At 59.8% G+C, this 23,593-nt stretch carries 13 protein-coding genes; 1 reads left to right on the top strand and 12 read right to left on the bottom strand.

Annotation, left to right across the window (positions count from 1 at the left end; all coding sequences use genetic code 11):
- Positions 1-564 precede the first annotated feature (564 nt).
- The 12 genes from ACI2KS_RS24965 to lapG all read right to left on the bottom strand — a co-directional run bounded on the left by ACI2KS_RS24965 (position 565) and on the right by lapG (position 22,324).
- The gene (locus tag ACI2KS_RS24965) at positions 565-2,922 is read right to left on the bottom strand and encodes a DUF4214 domain-containing protein (protein WP_404623676.1); all 2,358 of its coding nucleotides are present in this window, start codon (positions 2,920-2,922) and stop codon (positions 565-567) included.
- A 489-nt stretch (positions 2,923-3,411) separates the two neighbouring features.
- Positions 3,412-4,404, bottom strand: coding sequence for a hypothetical protein (locus tag ACI2KS_RS24960; RefSeq protein WP_404623675.1), 993 nt, complete (start codon positions 4,402-4,404; stop codon positions 3,412-3,414).
- 5 nt (positions 4,405-4,409) lie between these two features.
- Positions 4,410-5,825, bottom strand: a complete 1,416-nt coding sequence (locus ACI2KS_RS24955; RefSeq protein WP_404623674.1) for an MBOAT family O-acyltransferase — start codon at positions 5,823-5,825, stop codon at positions 4,410-4,412.
- Between the two features lie 341 nt (positions 5,826-6,166).
- The gene (locus ACI2KS_RS24950) at positions 6,167-6,943 is read right to left on the bottom strand and encodes an ABC transporter permease (RefSeq protein ID WP_404623673.1); all 777 of its coding nucleotides are present in this window, start codon (positions 6,941-6,943) and stop codon (positions 6,167-6,169) included.
- Between the two features lie 135 nt (positions 6,944-7,078).
- Positions 7,079-8,878, bottom strand: a complete 1,800-nt coding sequence (locus tag ACI2KS_RS24945) for a DUF4214 domain-containing protein (protein ID WP_404623672.1) — start codon at positions 8,876-8,878, stop codon at positions 7,079-7,081.
- Positions 8,879-9,212: 334 nt separating this feature from the next.
- On the bottom strand, positions 9,213-12,560 hold the full coding sequence (locus ACI2KS_RS24940; protein ID WP_404623671.1) for a glycosyltransferase family 4 protein: 3,348 nt from the start codon (positions 12,558-12,560) through the stop codon (positions 9,213-9,215).
- A gap of 1,183 nt (positions 12,561-13,743) precedes the next feature.
- A complete protein-coding gene (gene gmd / locus ACI2KS_RS24935) occupies positions 13,744-14,790 on the bottom strand; it encodes a GDP-mannose 4,6-dehydratase (protein WP_404623669.1) in 1,047 nt (348 codons plus the stop codon).
- A complete protein-coding gene (locus tag ACI2KS_RS24930; RefSeq protein WP_404623685.1) occupies positions 14,787-16,163 on the bottom strand; it encodes a TolC family outer membrane protein in 1,377 nt (458 codons plus the stop codon). The genes gmd and ACI2KS_RS24930 overlap by 4 nt, the downstream gene beginning before the upstream one ends.
- Positions 16,164-16,195: 32 nt before the next feature.
- A complete protein-coding gene (locus tag ACI2KS_RS24925) occupies positions 16,196-17,518 on the bottom strand; it encodes an HlyD family type I secretion periplasmic adaptor subunit (protein ID WP_404623668.1) in 1,323 nt (440 codons plus the stop codon).
- Between the two features lie 13 nt (positions 17,519-17,531).
- On the bottom strand, positions 17,532-19,265 hold the full coding sequence (locus ACI2KS_RS24920; RefSeq protein WP_404623667.1) for a type I secretion system permease/ATPase: 1,734 nt from the start codon (positions 19,263-19,265) through the stop codon (positions 17,532-17,534).
- A 408-nt stretch (positions 19,266-19,673) separates the two neighbouring features.
- Entirely contained in the window at positions 19,674-21,620 is a 1,947-nt protein-coding gene (gene lapD, locus ACI2KS_RS24915) for a cyclic di-GMP receptor LapD (protein ID WP_404623666.1), read from the bottom strand.
- Between the two features lie 8 nt (positions 21,621-21,628).
- On the bottom strand, positions 21,629-22,324 hold the full coding sequence (gene lapG, locus ACI2KS_RS24910) for a cysteine protease LapG (RefSeq protein WP_404623665.1): 696 nt from the start codon (positions 22,322-22,324) through the stop codon (positions 21,629-21,631).
- 479 nt (positions 22,325-22,803) lie between these two features.
- Here lapG and ACI2KS_RS24905 point away from each other — a divergent pair, with 479 nt between their 5' ends.
- A complete protein-coding gene (locus tag ACI2KS_RS24905; protein WP_404623664.1) occupies positions 22,804-23,592 on the top strand; it encodes an ABC transporter permease in 789 nt (262 codons plus the stop codon).
- Position 23,593 lies beyond the last annotated feature (1 nt).

Raw genomic sequence — 23,593 nt, 5'->3', positions numbered from 1 at the left:
GTTCAGGGAAAGACCGGCAGATTTGATCGCGCCCACGCTCTGCGTGCTAGCCACTCGCCGGACGCTCCGCGTCCCGTGATCAAATGACGAAAAAAGGGCAGCCCACGGGCTGCCCTTTTCTTTACTCGCATCGGATGTACCACCCACTTGTCTGACGCAGAGCGTCACGGGCTGCATTCCCACGCGGAGCGTGGGAACGATCAACGGTAGGTTCAGGGAACGGCCGGCAGATTTGATCTCGCCCACGCTCTGCGTGGTAGCCACTCGCCGGGCGCTCCGCGTTCCGTGTTGGGTGACGCAGAGCGTCACAGGATGCATTCCCACGCGGAGCGTGGGAACGATCAACGATAGGTTCAGGGAAAGACCGGCAGATTTGATCGCGCCCACGCTCTGCGTGCTAGCCACTCGCCGGACGCTCCGCGTCCCGTGATCAAATGACGAAAAAAGGGCAGCCCGAGGGCTGCCCTTTTTTTTACTCGCATCGGTTGTCTCACCGACTGGCCGATTCACGACAAGCTCCGGCCCAAGCCTGCTGCACCAGGCCTGACCCAGGGCGCATCGGGATCAGACCGGCACTGCTGCTGCGTGGAGTACCAGCGCGGTGGCGTCTACGGTGCCGTCGGCTACAAATACGCCAACCTGCTTGATTGCGCCGGTGGTATCGGCATCCCAGATAACCAGCGTCCCGGCATCTGCGGCTGTCGAAGCGGTGTAGGCGCCATCTACCAGAGCAACCCCTTTGATCACCGCGTAATGCCCGTCGGTGATTGTATGGTTGCCACCAACGTCCAGCGACAACGTGTCTTCCCCGGTCAGGCCGAACGACGTGAGGTCGATCTTGTCGCCAGCGGCGAAGTGGGTGAAGGTATCGACCGAGGCGTCATTGCTGATACTCGTGTCAGTGAAGGTGAAGGACGCAGCATCGCTCAAGCCAGCGAACGACATCGTCACCACGCCGGTGCTGATATCACCGTTGAGCGTTTCAGCGGTGTCGGCCACTTGCGATGCGGTTGCGGTCAACGCCAGGTCGCCGATGGAGTCATAAGCGGCGGCGTTGGCGACGCTGTCGACGATCGAGAAATGCCAGTTCGACGTGTCGATGTTCGGCACTGCGGCTACCGCGCCGACCTGAGCCAGGGTCACGGAGTCAGAGACGGTGACCTCACCGGCGTGCTGCAGGTAATCGGAGTGATTGCCCTGCGCATTGGCAACGATATTCGCCGCCGTGTCGTCGATGCTGTAGGCCCAGAAGTCGTCGTCCGTGACTTTGCCCAACGTGTCGCGCTGCGCAAGGCTCAGCGTGCCTGCGTCGTCGCCGGTCACTGTCACCGATGAAGGGTGAGTGAGGAAGTCGGCATCGGACGTATTGATCGCCAGCAAATTGGCCGCAGTGTCCTGAACCTCATACTCGTCATTCTCGGCAATGGCACCGGCCGTGATTGCAGCCTGCACGCCCAGCACGGTGTCGTGGATGATGGTCTCTGCCGCAGCGCCCAGGAAGGTCGCGTCATCGCCAGTGGCGCCTGAGATATCGGCGAAGGTGTCGCGCACAATGTACCCAGGATGATCGGCGATCACCGCAGCGCCGTCTTCGGTCTGCAGATTCGCCAGGGTATCGGCAACGACCACCTTCGTGGCATCACCCAAGGCACCACTGCCGGCAGCGCCAGTGAGCGCACTGACAGAATCACGAATATCGTAGGTCCAGACCTGGCCATCGGTCAGCGTTGTCAGCTCGGTATGACCGTCCACGGTCAGGGTGCCCGCGGCATCGTCCAGCACGGTGATCTTCTGGACATCGGTCAGGTAATACTTGGCCCAACTGAGAATGGTCGATGCCTTGTCGACGACTTCAAGGCTGTCGACACCGGTATAAACCGGGCTGTTGGAGACGATTTCCTTGACCGTGCCGACCGCTGTGACAGCGCCGCCGTAGGTGCTGGCGTCAACACCGGTGAAGTCCGCGGCGCCCACGATGGCAACAGTGGCCCCGTCGGAGGTCACGGTGTGGGTCGTCATGTCGACGTGCACATCAGCAGCACCGGTGCCGGTGATTTTCAGCAGACCATCGGCGCTGGTCGCCGTCAGCGCTGCAACCGGGTCAGTCGGGCCGGTTGGATCAGTCGGCCCGGTGCCACCACCGTCAACCGGCGGATTGGCTGCAGCGATGTCGTCATGCCCAAGCGTCGCCGGATTATCCAGCGCGGTGGTGTCGGTCAGTGCCGAAGTGGCAACGGCGCCGATTTTGGTCAGCAACGTGTCGAGGTTGGTCGACGAGGTCAGGCCAGCGCTGAGGGTACTCAGGTAGGTGGCCAGATCAGCCTGCTCGCCGGGTTGGCCTGCGATCAGCGCGGCAACCTTGTCGATGGTGCTGGAGAATTTATCGACCAGCGCCGGCGTCAGGCTGGCATCGGCCGGGATCAACTTGATCAGCGCCAGGGAGCTGTTCAGGCTGGCATCGCTGGCAGTCACAGTGGTCAGCACTTTAGCGGCCAATGCGGTGTTGTTGATGCCCTGATCGGCGAAGGCGATGCCTACAGCGGCCTTGTTATCCAGCAGCTGCGCATCGAGCACGCCTTGTGCCGAGGTGTTGCTGTGGGCGCCGCTGATGATCGCCTGAATGAACACGTCGCGGGACACCGCGCCAGAGGCCAGCTGGTTCTGCCAGTAGGTAGCGCCATCGGTATCGGCGGTGCGGCCCAGCACATTGTTATAGATGGAGGCGATGAAATCAGCGTCCGAGGTGCCGCTTGGGTATTTGGTCTGGCCTTCGGGTTGCTCGTCGACCCAGTTCTTGGCCATCTGTGCCAGGTTGATGTTTCCGGCATCCAGCTCACCGATCCAGTACGCCAGGCCCGCAGCATCGGGCGCACGATCGAAAAAGGCAGTATAAAGTTGCGCTACATCTGTTTGAGTTGTCATGTGCTACTCCTGAAGGAAGACGACCTGTCCGTTCTTACAACCACAAGTGAACAGCGCTCTTAGTTGGCGCGCGCAAGGTGTTTCAAGATCGGACACAGCACTACAGTAGGCCAACCCAATACAAAGACCAACTAATTAACCGATATAACTTTCTATGGTAGTTAGGCAATACGCCAACAAAAAGCAGCCCTTCTGCGTCAAAAAACATTGCGCTTAAAACAACGTAAATTTCGACTTGAAAATGACGCCAATAGATACTCCGGCCAATTGGAGCCGGGAAAACAGACGTCAAAAAAGGCGCCAGCCCGCCGGGAGCGGCGGCTGCAGGCAAAACCCCGTTTGAATGGCAGATCGGCTGCGCATTCGCAGCAGCTCAATCAGGCGGTGCTGTAGCAGTCCGGTTCGCCGGCGCTGGCGTTGTCGGATTCAATACCGCTTGTGAACCGCGCAATTACAGGATCTATCGAAAGAAAGTCAGTAACTAATGAATCAACGGGCAGGACAATTGGCAAAAACCGGCTTTACCCATTCAACTAACTGCTGCATATATAAGTGCCGGGACTCGGCATTAAGGTGATAGTTGGTGTCGAAGAACCGGTCAATCGGATACATCGTCTGCAATGGCGAGCCTACATAGTTCAACCCATGCATGCGCGCCTGTTCCGGCAGCGCCTGGTAATAACGCAACTCTCGCCCGTGATGGTAGGCCGGTCGGTCCAGCATCGGCGGCGGTACGAACAGCGCGCAGCCGCCGGCAGTGCTGACTTCATCAGCCAGCGCTTTCCAACTCGCCCAGTTGGCATCCCAGCCGTGGGCCTGCGCGCCGTAGGTCTCGACCGCTGACTGCTCGACCAGACCGCGCATCCAGACCTGCTGCTGGCTGGCTTCGCTGTGCACTTGGTCGCCTCGCTGATCGAGGTTCTGCGGCCCATACAGCCCGCTGACGACAAAGCCGGGCGGCAGACCACGGTAGCCGCTCAGCACTCTGCTCAACGGCGTCAGCCACAGCACCTGGCTCAACTGCGCGACGTTCACGTCCATGTGGCGGAAACCGGGGTGTTCCCACCAGAAATCAAGGAATGGGTAGTTGATCGACCAGCGCCCGTGAAACATCGGATATTCCACCGGCAACAACACCCAGTCGCCGGGTTTGATCACTTGTCGGGCGTAGTGCTGGATGTAGGGCGACAGCACCCCCGCGTTGACCCCAAGGTTTACCACCGGCCGGCCGACCGCCTGTTCGAGCATGGCCGAATCGATGCCGAACATCGCCGCCGAGCCGGCCACCACCACCAGCTTGGGCTGCTTGATCGCATCGGCCAAGGCCAGTTTGTGCGCATAGGCTTTTTCGATCCATTGCGTGGTCGGCACCGGGCGCCCGGCCTGCCCTGCCAGCAACAGCAGCCACAGCCCGACGACCGAACCCAGCCCCAGCAACAGGCCCAGCGCAAAACGGTTCGAGAGCAAGGCGTGCTTCATCATCGACCTCAGAAGTTGAAATACAGGAACGCGCGGTCCGGCGCGCCTGCCAGTGCCTTGAGCACCAGAAACAGGCCGACCGACACCAGCACACCGCGTCCCAACGGCCCAAGGTTCAAGCACAGGCGACGACTGCCCGGCGCCAGCAGCGCCAGGCACAGCAACAGCGCACAGACCGCGGGCAGGCTTTTGTCGATGTGCATCGCGGCCACTTCGCCCAGCATCACTGAGCCGTCGAACGACAGGGTCCAGCGCCAGCTCGCCAGGCCTTCGAACATATGCAGGCTGGTGGTCAGCGAATCAGCGCGGAACGGAATCCAGGCCAGCATCACCACCAGCAGCGTCAGTGCCACGCCAGCGGGGCGCGGCAGCCGCCAGCCACTGAGATGACGCCAGTAGTGGTTGATCACCAGCAGCAACCCGTGAATGCCGCCCCAGAGAATGAATTGCCACCCCGCGCCGTGCCACAGACCGCCCAGCAACATGGTGATCAGCAGGTTGCCATTGGCGCGCAGACGCCCTTTGCGGTTGCCGCCCAGCGGGATGTACAGGTAGTCGCGCAAGAAACTCGACAGGGTGATATGCCAGCGCCGCCAGAACTCGACAATCGACGCGCTTTTATAAGGCGAGCGGAAGTTGGCCGGCAGCCTGATGCCAAACATCAGCCCCAGGCCGATGGCCATGTCGGCATAGCCGGAGAAATCGAAGTACAGCTGCAAGCCGTAGCTCAAACCTGCGAGCAGCACCTCTGGAGCCGACAGCGCAGCGCCGCTTTGCGCGGTATTGAACAGCGTCGCGACGCCGGACGCCAAAGGGTCAGCCAGTAGCACCTTCTTTATCAGGCCCACGGTCAGCAGCGACAGACCCAATTGCCACGGCAGCGCCCGCCGGAACCAGCCGCTGGCAATCTGTGGGAACAGCCAGCGCGCATGGACGATGGGGCCGGCGATCAGCTGCGGGAAGAAACACACGAAGAAGCTGTATTGCAGGACGCTGCCGGTGTCCTTCAGGCGACCGCGATAGAGGTCCACGTGCCAGGCGATTTTCTGAAAGGTAAAGAACGAGATGCCCAGCGGCAGGATGATGTGCCAGCTGGCGGCAGATGGCAGAAACCCAAAGAAGAACCCGGCGTATTTGAAGTAACACAGCACCGCCAGATTGAACGCCACCGCCACTGTCAGCCAGAGCTTGGCGTGCGGCTCGCCACGTCGCCTGACCTGCAACTTGCCCAGCACGAAATTGATGACGATCAGAACCAGCAGCAGCCCCAGATAGCGCCAGCTCCACATCCCGTAGAACACCAACGAGGTAATGACCAGCATCGCCAAAGCCGGCCGCTCCAGACGCCACGCACGCAGCACGACGAACAGCAGGTACACGGCCGGGAAGAACACGAGGAGAAAGGCGTAGGAGCTGAAGATCATAAGAAAGAGTCAGGCGCCGCATTATTGTTTTGGACGTTCATCGGTTGCCGCGCATCGCCAGCCACCGTTACCGCTGACCCGCCGCCACACTTCTGTAGGGGCTGGCTTGCTGGCGAATGCGGTGGGATCAGGTGCATCTGATGCGGCTGACACTCCACCCCTCTACCACCAACACCCTGTAGGAGCCGGCTTGCTGGCGAACGCGGTGGGTCAGCTACAGCTGATGCGACTGACACTCCACATTCGCCAGCAAGCCGGCTCCTACAGGAATGTGGTGGGTCAGCAACATCTATGGCGACGGGCACTGCGCGCTCGCCAGCAAGCCGGCGCCTGCATGACGATCACAGGAAGTCGCGGATATCGCGTTCGAGCTTGCGGCCGACGAAAATCGCGAGGCTGAGCAACGCCACCGAGAACACCACCAATACCCCAATGGACAGCAGATGCGGCGCCTCACCGGTGATCAACGCGGCGCGATAAGCCAGCACCAGGTGGTAGAACGGGTTCAGCGCCACCAGCTGTTGAATGAAGCCCGGCAGAATATTGGCCACGTACACAATCGGCGTCAGCCAGAACCACAGCTGCACCACCACACCAACGATCTGCCCGATGTCGCGCATGAACACCGAGAGGATCGCGCAGGTCATGCCCAGCGCGTACGCCAGCAGTTGCTGACACAGGAAGATCGGAATCCACCACAGCAGCGACCAGGTGAAGTGAAAGTCGATGGCGATCAGGAAAATCATGAAAAAGCCGGTCGCGATCAGGTAATGCACGGTTTCGCTGAGCACTACGTACACCGGCAGGGTCCACAGCGACATGCGCACCTTGCCGATCAAGTGAGCCTTGTCGTGGAACACCTGGGTGATGCGGCTCAAGGTGGCGGCGAAACAGTTCCAGGCCAGCAACCCGCTGACCAGGTAAACGCTGTAGCCCCAGCGGCCCAGGTCCTGGCCGAGGCCACCCAGGCGCATGCCCATGATGTTGGAGAACACCAGGGTGAAAATAAGGATGTTGATCAGCGGGAGGATAAAGGTCCAGGCCGCACCAAGCATCGAGGCAGAATGACGGTCAATCAGATCCTGGCGGGTGAAGTTGACGATCAGGTTCCAGTTCATCAGGCAGTCCGGTACATAAGAAAGGGCCAGAGGATACGCACTCTGCGCCTAATAAAAAACCCGCCTTTTAAGGGGCGGGTTTTTTGGTCTGCCAAGGTGAGCCGAAGCCCACCTAGGCATCACTCACATTGCTTATTAGGCAACGTGGGCGCTGGTGATCACGCCGTTAGCGTAGCTAACGTCGGACAGGCTAGTTACGCCAGTCAGAGTGATCACTGCAACGTTGTCGGTGGCGCCGGTGCCAGCAGTGTGACCAACGGCGTTGGTTTCAATGTTGACGCTTACAGTGCCGTTTGCTGCCTGAGTGAAATACACTTCCTTGGCTGCAGTGTTGGTGCCAACAGCGTAGCCGTCAGTGCCTACAGTAACAGCAGAGTTGAAGGTGTAGCCTTCACCAACATAGATCGCATCGCCTTTGTTGAAGGCAGTGATGGTGAAATCGTTGGCGGTAGCAGTACCGGTAGCTGTGCCGAAGAAGAACAGATCTGCCTTGGCAGTACCAGCAACGGTAGCGCCGTTAGCAACAGCTGCTTCGTCGTGAGCGTAGGCATTCACGCCAGTGGTGATACCGTTCAGAGCGGTTTGGGTATCGGCAGCAACTGCTTGAACAGCGTCGTGCGCTGTGATTTCTGCGTTGGCTTCAGCAACCAGTGCATCAGCAGCCTGGGCGTCAGCAACGATTTTGGCAGCAGCAGCGCTGTTTTCAGCAGCATTGACGTACGCGTTACCAACCACGCCTTCAGCAGCGGTCAGCTTAGCGTCAGCGGCATTGAACGCAGCTTGTGCAACGCCGTCAGCTTTAACGCCAGCGTAGTTGGTGGTGAATACGCCAGTGTTGAAAGCGGCGTCAATTTTAGCCAAGGTAGCGGCGTCAGCAGTGCTGATAGCTGTAAACAGCGCGTCAGCGTCAGCGATAGTCGAGCCACCAGCAGCAACGTAAGCGGTGTTAGCAGCAGCGAACGCCGAAGCATTGGTGCCAATAACGCCCTGCAGAGCAGCAGTGTCAGTGTCGATTTTCGCCTCAGTAGGAGCGACGGCGGCAGCTGCTGCAGTCACAGCATCGTTGTAGGCGTTGATTTCTGTAACAGCGTCTGGGTGAGTGCTGACCAGGTTCGCGCGAGCAGTAGCCAAAGCAGTAGCTGCGGTCGATGCGTCCAGCTGCAGCTGAGCGGTGGAACCACCGATTTCGGCGCGCAGTTCGGTGGCGTTAGTCAACGCGACAGAAGCTTCGTCGTAGCTGATGACGTCGTCGGCATCAGTATCGGTAATGTCGTCCAGAGTAGCGTGGTAGTCAGCGTTCAGAGCGACGACTTTGTCGTTCAGAGCGGTCAGCGAATCGACTTTAGAGGCTTCGTAAGAAACCACCGCTGCATCAGCAACAGCATCAGCTTTGATGATTGCAACGCCAGCTGGGATAGCCAGGCCCGACAGAGTACCGTCGCTCAGGTGACCCAGAGCAGTAGTCACAGTAGCGGTATCGCCAGTCACACCGGTGATGATGGATTTAGCATCGGCAGAAGCGTAGTTCTCGCCAGCAGTCGAAGTGTAAACCTCAGCGACCAGAACCTTGTTAGCAACGATTTTAGCGTCGGAAGCCGATGCGCCGTTTACGAAAGCTTGCAACAGTTGGTCGGTGTTAACGGAAGCGCCGCCACCGGTAGTCCAGTAGGTCAGGCCAGCTGCGTCAGCCGAGTGGCCGAACAGTTGCAGGTAGATCTTGGAAACGGTTTCGCTGCGAGTCAGGCCAGCGTATGCGTCAGCGTACTCAGGTTGCTCGTTAACGAAGTTAGCGCGCAGGTTTTCCAGAGTCAGGGTAGCTGGGGCAGTAGTCGAACCGTTCAGTTCGTTCAGCCAGTAGTCCAGACCAGCTTTGTCGGCAGCGCGGCCCAGGTAAGCGACATACAGCTGTTGAACTTGTGCAGAAGTGGTAGCCATTACGTTTTCATCTCCAATATGAGTCGATATCGACACTCAGGCATCCGTTCGGATAGAAGGCCCGTCGGCCTTAGCCTGTTGCCACGTCCCAGCGGGCCGTGGCCCCCTTTATGGGAAGTCGGCGATCATCGCCAACTCTGCCGCCAGCTACTGACCCAAGCCCTTTTTTCAAAGCCCTTCAGACAGATAACTGACGATTGCGCGCCGATCATACATGTCAAAATAGCGGCGAAACAATAGCCGTGATCCATCTTTTTCATGAAAGTCCATAGGGCTTTCTTTATAGGGTCAGTAGGAAGATTCGTTATTTTCCGTAGCCTAAAGTTCCCTAAATTCACGCCGATATTGCGCGCAGCAGGTTGTTCAGACGGGCGGATACGGCTCCCCAACCGTGATTTTTCAGCCATATCTCCTGTTTGGCACGGGGCGAAGCGTCTAGCTGGGCCCTGATGCCATCGGATAGCGATTTGCTATCGGTGCCTGGAAGAAATGTAACAGCATCGGACACATCTTCAAAGATGGACAGTGGCGTACACAGAACCGGACGACCGGTGCTCAGGCCCCAACGGACCGCCGCACTGGAAGATTCCTGGGTGTGTTGGTACGGGAAAACGATGGCGTTCGCCATGCCCAGCCACGCCAGCGATTCCTCATCCGAGAGAAAATCGGTGATCAGCGTCACTCGTCCGGATAAATCCGATTGGCTGATGCGCTGACGGCAGCTTTCAGCCAGCTCCGCAGAGGCCGGAACCGGGTACTGCGCGTTGACCAACAGCAGGTGCAGGGACTTGTCTTTCTGCGCCAGTGTGGCGAAGGCTTCGATCAGCTCCGGCGTGCCCTTGTGCGGCAGCAGGAAGCCATAGCTGGCGATGATGGTTTTGCCTTCCAGTTTCGCCGCCAACTGACGCGGGCCCGGCGCGGGCGGCGGGGTGTCGATGACGCCGTGGGGGAACATCAGCAAGTTGTGGTTGAGGCCGTAATCCTTGAGGCGATTGAGGTCGCCGACGCTGTGAACCAACAGGCGCGCGCAGCCTGCAAGCGACTCCTGCATATTCCTGAGCGTCTTCAATTCTTCGCCATGCTTGACGTCTGCAGTGGAGTGGAACACCACCAGCGTGCGGATGCCCCGGTCGTGCGCCCAGTCAAGAAAGGTCGCGAACGGCTTGATACCGAAAAACGAGAAGTTGAATTGAATCAACAGCGTATCGACGCCGGATTGCTCGACGGCAGTTCTCAGGCGCTCCAGGTTATCGGTCGGACCTGCGGTCCAGCAGCGCTCGATATGCTGCTGATCGCCGCGGGTGAGCACGGCGTCATCGTTGGCGAACACATGGCAGTCCTGACCGAACGCCGGTTCCAGCAGTTTGGTGCTATAGGTGGCGATCCCGCAGGCGCTGTTCCAGGTGGTTACGCTGCCCAGTTTGGGCGCCTTTTTCAGCAGCGGTTGCTGTTGCGCCACATTAATAGCTTCGGCGCTGGCCTTGGCCACTTCAGCCCAAGTGAAGCGGCTGCGAATCAGCGCGTCAGCAGCCTGCACACGCTTGGCGGTGAAGGCGGCCAATTTGCCCTTTTTCCAGGCCTCGTGGAACTCACCCAGAATGCTCGCCAGATGCTCGGCGCTCGGCTCGAACCAGACCGATGCACTGGCCTCCAGATGGGTGCGCGCGCGCTCGTAGCTATAGTCGATCAGCCAGGCGGTGTCTGGCGTGCAGAAGTCCGACTGACCGCCCTGCCCGGTCACCACCACCGGCAATTTGTGCAGCATGGCTTCGGCCAATGGCAGGCCGAAACCTTCACCGCGTGACGGCGCAATCAGCACATCGCCCAGGGTGTACAGCGCGCGCATCGCCGAGTCAGGCAGGTCTTGCACGATCAGCTCGACTGCAGGCGCTGAAGGCAATGCCGCCGCCCAATCTTTGACTTGCTGCTCGATGTCGTGATGCGGGTTGGGGAAGGTCTTGATGATCAGGACCACGGCGTCGGCGCCGCTGAATGCCTGGCCGTACGCCTTGAGCAGTACGTCCACGCCCTTGCGCGGGAAGCACGAGGACACGTGCAGCAGCTTGAGGCGCTCGGCAGTGGCTTTGGTCATGGGTGGCAGCGCAGCGGCATCGATTTCGGCGCGCAGAATGTGATCGGCGCCCAGGCCCACGGTCACGATTGGCGCGGTGACGCCGTTGTCGACCAGGGTGCGAGTGACCCAGCTCGACATGCTCGTGACCAGGTGCGCCTGATGGTTGAAGTCATGGCAGAACGCTTGCGGCAGGCAGGACTCTTCCCAGCCGTAGCACGACACCACATTGAAGTCGCCGGCCATGTCGCTGACCCGCGGCGGGTACATCAGGCGCAGCACGTTGCTGGCCGGACGCTCGGCACGCTCGTGGAGCACGGCGCAGTCGGGGTTCGCTTCCAGGAACAGAGGATCGACGGGGATAGGCCCCGGACCTTCGGTGGCGCGCAGGGCTACGCGGTGACCGTTTTCGGCAAGGGCACGACCCAGTTCGCGGTTGACCAGCGCCAGGCTGTAGGTGCTGTCGAAGGGGCCTTCGATGCGGTAATCGACTTTGAGCTGCGGGACGCGCTTGTCGAAGCTGTATTGCGGCAGGTTGATGTCGAAGCGGGTGAGGAAAGCGCTCAGACGATCATATAGATGCTGATAGGCGAACTCGTGCAGGCGCTCGGCGCCCCGACGCTTGAGGTGACGGCGCAGCGCAGGGTTTTCCATCAGTTGGGAGATGGTCGCGGCGACGACTTGCGGGTCATCGTTGTCCAGCAGCAGGCCTGCACCGTTGAGCGTGTGGGTGACGTTGCTCGACGGCGCGTCGTAGGCCAGCACGGGCAGGTCGTGGGCCATGGCCTCGATCAGCGGCATGCCGAAGCCTTCGTGATGGCTCAGGGAGACGAACAGGTCGCTGCGGCTGTAGAGCGAGTTCAGGGTTTCGTCATCGACCTTGCCGGTCAGTGTGACGAAGGCGCCGATGCCCAGGTCGTCGATGCGTTTCTGGATCTGCTCCTTGTAGTCCATGACGGTGAAGCCACCGACCAGATACAACTGAAGCGGTACGTGGGAGCGGCGCAGCAGTTGAGCGAATGCCTCGACCACGCCCAGCTGATTCTTGTGCGGCATGATGCGGCCGACGAACAGCAGGGTGAACGGGCGCGGCAGGTCATTGCGTTTGACCGCATGCGGCTCGATGCGCTCAAGGTCGACCAGCAGCGGGATCTCGGTCGAGTTGTCGGTGGAGTAGCCGCGCTGCAGCAGCTCCTGGAGGTTCTGCTGGGAGTCGGCGATGCTGCCGGTCAGCCATTGGCGCCAGGTCTCGACCTGTTCCCAGCCGTGGGCAAGCATGGGCTGGATGGCGTGATCCGGCGGGAACAGCTCGCCGGGGGTGATGTTGTGAAACACCATGAACTTGCGCTCGGGCAAGTCGCGCAACCAGCTTTCTACCGGATTGCCAATACCATGGTGGACCAGCAACGCGTCGGCGCTGCCTGGCTGGTAATCGTCCATGCACAGGACGTCACCCTGCATTTGCTCGTTGGGGCGTATGCAATAAATGTCGGATTTAACGCCCGCCTGCCGAAGCAGCTTGCGGGTCAGCAGCATGCCGTTACTGATGCCATCGCCAACGCTGACACTGATGGCAAACTGATGAATAGTGACTTGTGCTTCATTCTGCATTGAAGGTGCCTGGGATGAAGATGAAAAAATAAGGGACGGATTATCAATCACCGCCGATAGGAATGGCAGTGCTAAGTGCGCGGCGTGCGCTTGGGCGGTGCATGGTCGGCGCGATGATCGTACCCACGCTTCATGTGTGAGCGATTGCCGAGGTACTCAACTGTAATGATCGTTCCCACGCTCCGCGTGGGAACGCCGCCCGTGACGCTCTGCGTCACCCAACAGACGACGCAGAGCGTCTGGGCAGGTGCTACCACGCGGAGCGTGGGAGCCATCAACCACGGCCTGCAGCCAGAAGCGGCTCATCACGTGCCGCGCCAGCGTAATGATCGTTCCCACGCTCCGCGTGGGAATGCCCCCCGTGACGCTCTGCGTCACCCAACAGACGACGCAGAGCGTCTGGCCAGGTGCTACCACGCGGAGCGTGGGAGCCATCAACAACGGCCTGCGGCCAGAAGCCGATCATCATGTGCCGCGCCAGAGCGATGATGATCGTTCCCACGCTCCGCGTGGGAACGCCCCCCGTGACGCTCTGCGTCACCCAACAGACGACGCAGAGCGTCTGGTCAGGTGCTACCACGCGGAGCGTGGGAGCCATCAACAACGGCCTGCGACCAGAAGCCGATCATCACGTGCCGCGCCAGAGCGATGATCGTTCCCTCGCTCCGCGTGGGAATGCCGCCCATGACGCTCTGCGTCACCCAGCAGACGACGCAGAGCGTCTGGGCTGGTGCTACCACGCGGAGCGTGGGAGCCATCAACCACGGCCTGCAGCCAGAAGCGGCTCATCACGTGCCGCGCCAGCGTAATGATCGTTCCCACGCTCCGCGTGGGAATGCCCCCCGTGACGCTCTGCGTCACCCAACAGACGACGCAGAGCGTCTGGGCAGGTGCTACCACGCGGAGCGTGGGAGCCATCAACAACGGCCTGCGGCCAGAAGCCGATCATCATGTGCCGCGCCAGAGCGTGGGAGCCATCAACAACGGCCTGCGGCCAGAAGCCGATCATCATGTGCCGCGCCAGCCTGAGCGCCATCGGTCATCCCCCCGGCGTGGGCGCCATCGCCGCTCAGCCCTGCATGCTGCAAATAAAAAAAGGGGCCGCGTTTGCACGCGGCCCCTTTCATATAGCCAGGTCAGCGCCTGGCTATCAGCTGTCCGGCTTGCGCCGTGGCAGGGTGTATCAGAACGACTTGCCGGTCTTCACGCGCTCGAGGTCGCTCTTGACCATCAGGTCACACAGCTGCTCCAGCGTGGTCTTGGCTTCCCAGCCCAATACGCGCTTGGCTTTTTCCGGGTCGCCGATCAGCAGTTCGACTTCGGCTGGACGGTAGAACTTCGGGTTGACCTGGATAACGGTCTTGCCGGTCTTGGAGTCGATACCGTGCTCGTTGTCGGCGCTGCCTTTCCATTCCAGATCGATGTCGACGGCCTTGAATGCCATGGACACGAAATCACGAACGGTTTCAGTGCGGTTGGTCGCCAGAACGAAGGTATCCGGCTCGTCGGCTTGCAGCATGCGCCACATACCTTCGACGTATTCCTTGGCGAAACCCCAGTCGCGCTTGGCGTCCATGTTGCCCAGTTCGAGCACGTCCTGCATACCCAGCGAGATGCGGGCGACTGCGTCGGTGATCTTGCGGGTCACGAACTCTTTGCCGCGCAGTGGCGATTCGTGGTTGAACAGGATGCCGCTCGAACCGAAGATCCCGTAGGACTCGCGGTAGTTGATGGTCATCCAGTGTGCGTACAGCTTGGCAACGCCGTAAGGGCTGCGCGGATAGAAGTCAGTGGCTTCGGTCTGCGGAACCTGCTGAACCTTGCCGAACATCTCGGAAGTCGACGCCTGGTAGAAGCGGATCTTCGGATTGACGATGCGGATGGCTTCCAGCAGGTTGACTGCGCCGATACCGGTGATTTCAGCGGTAGTGACAGGCTGCTCGAAGGAAACACCGACGAAGCTTTGCGCCGCCAGGTTGTAGATCTCGCTTGGCTCGGCCTTTTGCAGCAAACGAATGCTGGCACCCAGATCGGTCAGGTCGTGCTCGACCAGCTCGAGATTGGGGTGGTTCAACGCGCCGACTTCTTCAAGGCGCCAAAAGTTGACAGAGCTGGTACGGCGATAGGTGCCGAAGACCTTGTAGCCTTTTTCCAGAAGCAACTGGGTGAGGTAGGCACCGTCCTGACCGGTGATGCCAGTGATAATCACGGATTTGCTGGTTGCATTCATTGCTTCGTGTTCCGCTGAGGGACAGAGTCCGTTTTACTGTTATTACTCAACCAAACGTTGACGCTTTCAACGCTTTCCTCGGAAAGCTTGCCAGCCCAACGGTTGAGGATGAACAGATTTGTGATGAAGTCGTATTGGGTCTTGAGCAGGTCGCGACGAGCCTTGAACTCGTTCTGCGTCGCTGTCAGGACGTCAACGGCATTCACCACACCATAAGAAAACGCCTTGTCCGCCGCAATGCTGGATTGCTCGGCTGAGGCCAGGGCGTTTCGATTGGCGCGTATTTTTTCGACACTGGAGTCTGCGGTCAAGTAAGCATTTGTGGTTTCTTTCACCACCTGCCGACGCGTAGCCTCCATTTGCTCCTCTGCGGTGATCTGATCCTGGTACAAACCACGTACCCGCGCAGAGGTCGAACCACCACTATAGATCGGAACCGAGACATTCACCCCGGCAACATAACTATCAGTTTTTGGCGCCAAGGCATTGTTATAGCCTTCGTTGGTGTTTTGCGCGCTGAGGTTCAGGCTGATCGTTGGATAATGCCCGCCCTTACCGCCACGCAGCGCAGCTTCTGCGGCTTCCACGGCATTCTGGCTGGCGAGGATCTGCGGGTTGGTGACGGTCGCCAGGCGCACCCAGCTGTCCAGGCTCTCGGTCGAAACCTGCAGTTCCACATCGTTACGCACTCGGCTCAGCGGCTCGGTCACCGGGCGACCGATGATTTCCGACAGCGCTGCGCGGGTGACGCGAACCTGGTTGCGGGCATCGACTTCCTGCGCGGCCAGCGAGTCGACGCGGGCCTGGATGTCGAGCTTGTCAGTAATCATTGCCAATTGTTTCGCGTACAGCGCGTTGACCCGATCGAGATTCTTCTGGGTCGCGCGGCGTTCGGCCTGGACCAGCTCCAGTTCATCGTCTGCGGCCAGGGCCGCGAAATAACGCTGGGCCAGATCCACAGTGGCTTCGGCCTGGGCTTCCTTGGATTCTTCGCCGGCCTGCTTGGCCAGGCTCTTGAACTTCTGGTAGTTCTCCCAGGCAGCCTTGTTATAGATGTGCTGGCTCAGTTGCAGGCTGTAGTTTTCACTGCTGTACGACTGAGTGAGCAGTTCGTTTTCCTGGTGAATGCGGTTTTTCCCGGCATTGGCAGTGATCTGCGGAAGCAGGCCGCCCATGGCTTCGCGCTGCTGCTCTTTGCTCGACTGCGCGCGGGAATACGAAGCGAGGACCCGAGGGTCCTCCAGCCGCGACTCACGATACAACTGCATCAGGTCAGCGGCATACGTCTTGGCGCTGACGCTGGTCGGCGGCGGCTTGGGGGTAGAAGGTTCAGCGGTTTTCGGCTCAGCGGCCTGGACTTGCAGCGCCAACATTCCCAACATCAGACATGGAAACAGACGCACAGTCACTCCTCGATCATCGATTGCGAGATGGCGTTACGTGCAGGCTGCAAGAGGTATTGCAGCATGGTGCGCTCACCGGTTTTGACCAGAACGTCGGCAGGCATACCCACCAGCAACTTGCGGTCGCCCAGCTTGTGCGCACCGGCTTCGGTCACTTTGACGCGGGCCAGGTAGTACGGCTGGCCAGTCTTCTCGTTGGTCAGACGGTCCGCAGAAACGCTCTGCACGACGCCTTCGATCACCGGCGTCGTGGCGCTGTTGAAGGCGCTGAAACGGATGTCGGCAAACTTGCCGATGGCCACACGGTTGATGTCCTGCGGCGGAACCTGGGACTCGACCACCAGATCGGAAACCGACGGCACGATGTCCAGCAGCGGCGTGGCCTGACGCACTACACCACCGATGGTGTGAACGGTCATGCCGATGACCATGCCGTCATCCGGGGCGCGAATGATGATGCGCGTCAGGCGGTCAGCCAGCGCTGCGGTCTTCTCTTGCAGGTCGTAAGCCTTGGTCTGCACTTCAGCCAGCTGCTTGGCGACGTCGGAGTTGAAGTCTTTGTTGATCTGGAGGATCTGCAGTTGAGTCTCGTTGACCTGCAGGCGGGTCTTGGTGATGGTCGAACGATGATCCGCCACTTCCGACTTGAGCATGTCCAGCTTGCGCTGTTGTTCGAGCATGCGTTGCTTGTCGACGAAACCCTGAGCCAACAGATCACGCAGGTCACCGATCTCGCCGGTGTAGGAACCTTCAAGATTGTTCTTGGTGCCAATCATGTCTTCGGTGCCCTTGATCTGCTGGTTAAGCTGACCAATACGTTCCTGCAAGACCGAGATCTGGCCCAGACGAGCGCCACGGCGGGCGTTGAACACCTGGGTTTCACCCGCACGCGCTTCGATGCCACGCGGGGTATCGGCCTCGGCCATCGACCCGAAGTTGATCTTGGGCAGGTCGTCGCGCTCGGCGAGCAGGCGCGCTTCCATGGCCTTGGCGGCGATCAACTGGTTGTGGTTCATGTCGTATTCGGCGCGCAGTTGAGCATCGTCGAGCACGATCAACGGATCACCCTTCTTGACGATGTCACCGTCGTGCACCAGCACGTCTTTGACGATACCGCCTTCCAGATGCTGAACGGTCTTGCGGTAGGCCTGTACGGTGACGACACCCGGTGCGTAGACCGCGCCGTCGATGGGGGCGAATGCCGCCCAGCCACCAAAGATGCCGAAGGTGACCAACAGGATCCCGAAGCCCAGGCGACGGGTCTTGTGGTCCGAGGTCGGGAGGTCCGAGAAGTTATCGGGTTGAATACTGAGCGTGCGGGTCATCGATATCTTCCTGTCAGGCGCGAGCGGTCGCGCCTGTCCCAACCTGGGCTTTTTGTTGAGCGGCGATCTGTTGCTTGTTGAGCTCTTCCATCACCTGGTCGCGCGGGCCGTACATGCTGATGCCACCGGCACTCATGACCAACAGGCGATCAAGCTGAGACAGAATCGTCGTGCGGTGCGTGATGACGAAAATCGTCGCACCGGTCTGCTTGAGTTCCAGAATGGCCGCAGCCAGGGCTCGCTCGCCCACCTCGTCGAGGTTGGAGTTCGGTTCGTCGAGCAGGATCAGGCGCGGCGAACCATAAATGGCACGTGCCAGACCGACACGCTGACGCTGACCGCCCGACAGGTTGACGCCGTCGCTACCGATCACGGTGTCGTAGCCTTCAGGCAGCTGCAGGATCATCTCGTGCACGCCTGCGGTCTTGGCAGCCTTGACCACCAGCTCAGGATCAACGTCGGCAAAGCGCGCGATGTTCTCGCTGATGCTGCCTTCGAACAACTCGATGTCCTGCGGCAGGTAGCCCAGGTGCGGACCCAGTTCGTGCTTGTCCCAGTTGGCGATGTCGGCGCCGTCAAGACGCACCACGCCATGCTGCGGAGCCCACACGCCCATCAAGGCGCGCGCCAGGGTCGACTTGCCCGAAGCGCTCGGACCGATGATGCCCACCACCGCACCCGCCGGCACGGCAAAGCTGATGCCACGAATGATCGGGGTCTTGGAGCCCGGCGCGCCGACGATGAGGTTGTCGACCAGGATGTTGCCCTGCGGAACCGGCAGCGACATGCGCTCAGGTTCGGCCTTCTGCTTGTCGAGGATGTCGTTCAGGCGGTCGTATTGCGAACGGGCGGCGATAAAGCCTTTCCAGCTGCCGATGATCAAGTCGATCGGCGCCAGTGCACGACCCAGCAGCACGGAACCGGCAATGACCAGGCCCGGGCTGATTTCGTGGTTGACCGCAAGGTAAGCACCCAGACCCAGAATCAACGACTGGATCAGCATGCGGAATGTCTTGGAGATGGAGCTGATGACGCCGCCCTTGTCACTGGCGTGCGATTGCAGCAACAGCACATTGCGCTGACGACGGCTCCAACGCTCGATCAGCGTGTTGAGCATGCCCATCGATTCGATGACTTCGGCGTTACGCAGATTCTTGGTGGTGTACAGCGTCGCGGCGATGTTTTCCTTGTTCGCCTGACCCAGCGCCTTGCCGGTGAAGCGTTCGTTGAGGAACGCCAGGATCAGCAGGACGATGGCACTGCCGATCGCCACCCAGCCGTACCACGGGTGAAACATGAACATCACGGCGACATAGATCGGCAGCCATGGGGCGTCGAAGAAGGCGAACAGGCCGTTGCCGGTCATGAACTGACGCAGACCGGTCAGGTCATTGAGCGACTGGGCCGAGGCGTCCATACCGCCAGTGCTCAATGCGCGCTTGAAACTTGCCTTGTAGACATCGCGGCTGAGCAACACGTCCAGGCGGGTGCTCACACGGACCATGATCCGGGAACGAATCCACTCAAGAGAACCCATCGTGATGACGAGGACGGTCATGATCAATGTGAGCATGGTCAGCGTCGTGAGGTTACCGCTGGTGACGACACGCCCGTAGACCTGAAGCATATAAAAGGTAGGGACCAGCATCAGCGCATTGACGAACAAGCTGAAAAAGCCGACCGAGATGAAACTGCTCCTGCAAGATTTCAAGGCAGCCTGCAAGCTGTTTTCATGTGTGCTGCGCATATTTTGAATACTGCCCAAATGGGTATCAGGAAAAGCGCGCGAGTGTAACATCGCCACTATCCCTGACAAATGAAAAGGTGTTTAAGGTCGCAGGTATTTTCCAAGCGCCATGTAGGAGATTTCCGCGGCCGTTTGCGGAGTAAACGGTGGCATCACAGGACGATGCAAAAACGCTGCCGGATCGCCTGAAGGCCTTTAGAACCGGGGTCTACAGCGCTTTTCCAATTACAGCCGAGCTTGCGTCGAGCCAGAAAACTGCCGGCGCGCCCGGCTGCGCTGGCGAATGTAATTTTATGTCCTCCCACGTATCGGGATTGACATGCGACAGACGGTAGGAATTACTGTGCGGTCGTCATGACCGCTGATCGCCGCGCACAGTGCCATCATCGCAGCGAGAGGCAGCACTCATCACTGCCACGGCGCCGGATCCCCGAACAACCGCCCCTGCACTCCCTCGATCCCCATCTCGGCAATCACCTGCCGCTCACCCTCGGTCTCGACCCGTTCGGCAATCAGCGGCAAGTCGATGCTGTGGGCCGCGCGCTGCACTGCTTCGATGAACAGGCGCTTGTGGCTTTCCTCGTCGATGGAACGGATGTAGCTGCCGTCGATTTTCAGGTACGCCAGGCCCAGGTGCGCCAGGTTGCCGATCATGCTGAAACGCCCACCAAAACGCTGCAGCGCGAGGGAGAAGCCCTTTGATTGCAGGCGGCGGGTCAGTTGTTCCAGCACGGCTTGTTCGGGCAACTGCTCTTCGCCGATCTCGAAGGTCAACCGCGAACCGACCCTGGGGTTCTGACGCAACAATTCGAACACCTGCTCCAGTGACTGCGGATCAGTGAGGGTGGCCGCCGACAGGTTCAAGGCCAGGGATTGGTCGTGGGTCTGAAGGTGCGCCAGCACTTGTCTGAGCATCCACAGGTCCAGCCGACTCGACCAGCCGAAGCGTTCGATCCAGGGCAGGAAACGCCCGGCGGCGATGGTGCGCCCCTGCTCGCTGACCAGTCGCGACAGCACCTTGTAGTGCAGCACTCGGCTGTGATCGCGGGTCTCGACCACGGGCTGGAAAAACAGCTCGAAGCCGCCGGTGTTCAACGCCTCGTCCAGCACGCGATGCCAGGTATGGTGGTCATCACCGAGACTGGTGACGGCGCCGTGTTCGATGCAACTCCAGGTTTGCTCGCCCTGGGTTTCGGCCTGGGACAACGCCTGATCGGCAAGACCCAGCAGGGTCAGGGGTGCGTCGCCCGGTGTATAAGGCGCCAGGCCCATGTGGGCGACAGGCGTCATGTCGGATGCGCCGGTGGCACCGAGTGCGCGCAGCGCCAGCTCCAGATCATGCGCCAACTCCAGCGCCTCCTCGCGAACCATGCCCGGCGCCAGCACCGCAAACTCGCCACCGCGTGAGCGACTGATCAGGTTGCGGGTTTCGGGAAATCTTTCACAGTGCTTGAGCAACAGCTGACCGACTGCGATCAACAATGCATCGGTGCGCTTGCCGCCCAGACGCAGGTTCAGCCCCGCCAGATCCTGGACCCGCAACAGCAGCAGATAACCGGCCCGCTCCTCTTCCTGACTGCTGACATGGGTCTTGAGCTGCATGTCGAAATAGCGACGGTTGGACAGCCCCGTCAGGCTGTCGTGGTAAGACTCCACCCGCAGCTTCTCGCTGCGCTCGGTGCTCTCCTGAAACAGCGCCTTGAGCTTTTCGACCATCTGGTTCATGGCCTGCACCACTCGACGCAGCTCCGGCGTTCGCGGCAGCTCCTTGATGCTGGTGAACTCCCGACGACCGATCGCGTGAGACTGCGCGACCATGTCATCCAGCGGACGCAACTGACGCCGGAGCAACAACGCGCCCAGTAATGCGCTGACCACGCCACACACCAGCAACCAGCCGACACTGCCCAACGCGCTCTGCCATAACTTGGCCAGGGCGAACATCGGATGGCTCACGACTTCCACCCGCGCCGCCTGCTGCCAGCCGCGACTGACAATCGCCTCGCCCCCCGCCGGTTCCAGCCCGATGGATGTGATGAACCATTGCGGCACGCCCTGATTGTCCGGGGTTGCGCTGCGCTCGACGATCACCTGGCTGGTCGCCAGATCGACCACGCGGATGCTGGCGTAGTAGCCACTGTCGAAGATCGACGAGACCATCAGCTCGACCATCGCCGGATCGTCGATGTTGGCGGTCAGCGACAACGCCAGTGAAGTCGCCGCATCCTGCGCATGGGAGCGCAACTGGTTGACGTACTGCGCCCGCGAGCTTTCCAGGCTGACGACAAAGCTGCCGGCGAACGCGACAACCAGAAACAGACAGATGGCGATCAACAGCTGTTTGAACAGGGACATCAGAACTCCTAATTCTCAGGCTCGGCCGGGAAACCTTCGGCGGCCATTTTCTTCAGCACGTCCTGCCAACGGGACAGACGTTTGGTATCGCTCACTTTCTTGTTGCCCTGCGCACCCGGCAGCCACAAGCCATCCGCGTTGAAGGCGTAGACCGGAAGCAGGTCCTGTCGCTCACTGGCGGGTTTGATTTCGTTGATCAGGCTGTCGAGCACCAACGGCATCGCGTTGGGGCTTGAGTAATAGGTCAGGACCATGTGCGCACGGTTAAGGCGCAAGGCCTTGACGTAGGTGATCAGCAGCTTCTCGCTGGGCACGCCGAGCCGGCGCAGACTGAAATACTTGGCGATGGCGTAGTCTTCGCAGTCTCCCGCGCCCTTGATCAACGACTCCACGGGCGTGGCCCAGTAATCGACCTCGTGCCACAGGTCGATGTCTTCCACGTAGTGCATCTGCTTGTTGAAGAACTGGTTCACCACCGTCAGCTTGTCCATCTCACTGACCTGCTTCTGCGTCGCCAGCAGGTTCTGCCAGGCATCGATCCGCTGTCGCCCGGCACCCAAAGGCCCGTACAACGCTTCGGCACGACGACTGATCAGGGAGAAGTCCCAGTCCGCACTCAGATACCCGGCACACGCCGTGCATGCCAATGCAAGCGCCAGAAGCAACCAGACCCCAGGGCGCTTGTGAGCTGAACGTACTGCCAATGCGTTTAGTCCATCAGGCAAACGGAAAAACCGGAAAGCGATGGTGAGGGGTTGGCGGGGAAAAGACAATGGCGGCGGGGGGATTGGCGGGGTCAATAAAGCAAGCGACGACAGATCTACGGCTCAGACCGATTGGCTTTGTCGGTTATAACAAAACGGTCTCAGTACGGCGCTGATAGAACTTTGGAGCAGAGATTTTATCCTATGCTCTGGAGAGCCTGAGTATAATGCGCCGCGCCTGATGCTCTAAGCGTGGCGCCCAAGTTGTCGCCAGGCATCTACCAACGTAACGCGCCGAGTTATCAATGGATTGGTAAAGGCAAGCCACAGATGGATTTGATCTGGATGTAGCCCAGCCAACCCTGGAACTATTTGAACGCTATTCCTGGTTGCAAAGTCAGGTCAGGAGGATGAGTCGTTGGACTCAATCACGCCACGTGACCGACCAAGAATGCACATCGGGAATATGAGGGAAAGCTGTGACGAAAGCGGAATTTTTAAAGAGAGAGCTGGCCACCTTTGGCGACGGCTGGCATGCGTGGTATCTGCTAGCATTGCACGACGTCAAAGGCCGGTATCGGCGCTCGATCATCGGTCCATTCTGGATCACCTTGACTTCACTTCTATTTGTCGTCGGCCTGGGATTGGTCTATTCCAGACTGCTCAATCTGAACCTCAAGGATTACCTGCCGTTTCTGGCGTGCGGGATCATCTCGTGGACTTTCATCGTCACTTTCGTCAATGAAGGCGCCAGCGCGGTTATAAACTCCGGTCATATCATCAAGCAGATCAGCATGCCTATCCTTACCCACGTCATGCGCGTGGCATTCAGGAACTTGCTGATCTTCCTGCACAGCTGGGTCATCCTGATCCCGTTATTGATGTGGTATGGCTATCTCACTGTCTATGGCCTGCTCACTTCAATCCTGGGCATCGCGCTGGTGATGTTTGTATTAACCCCTTTGGCGGCACTGCTGGGCGTGACATGCGCACGTTATCGCGACGTCCTGCCGATGATCGCCAGCGGGATGCAACTGTTGTTTTTCGTCACGCCAGTGATGTGGCATCCCGATCAGCTGGCCGGTCTTAGCGCAGTGATCGAATACAACCCATTCGTGTATCTGATCGACCTGATACGCGAGCCGATGCTCAACGGTCATTTCCCGTTCGAGTCTGCTGCACTGGTACTCCTGATGGGTGTCGTGCTCTGGGCTGGTGCACTCAGCGCACTGTTTCTGAACCGCAAAAAAATTCCTTATTGGCTCTGAC

Source organism: Pseudomonas sp. NPDC087358 (assembly GCF_044900785.1).
Taxonomy (GTDB): Bacteria; Pseudomonadota; Gammaproteobacteria; order Pseudomonadales; family Pseudomonadaceae; genus Aquipseudomonas.
This window is presented reverse-complemented; position numbering and strand designations above follow the sequence as displayed.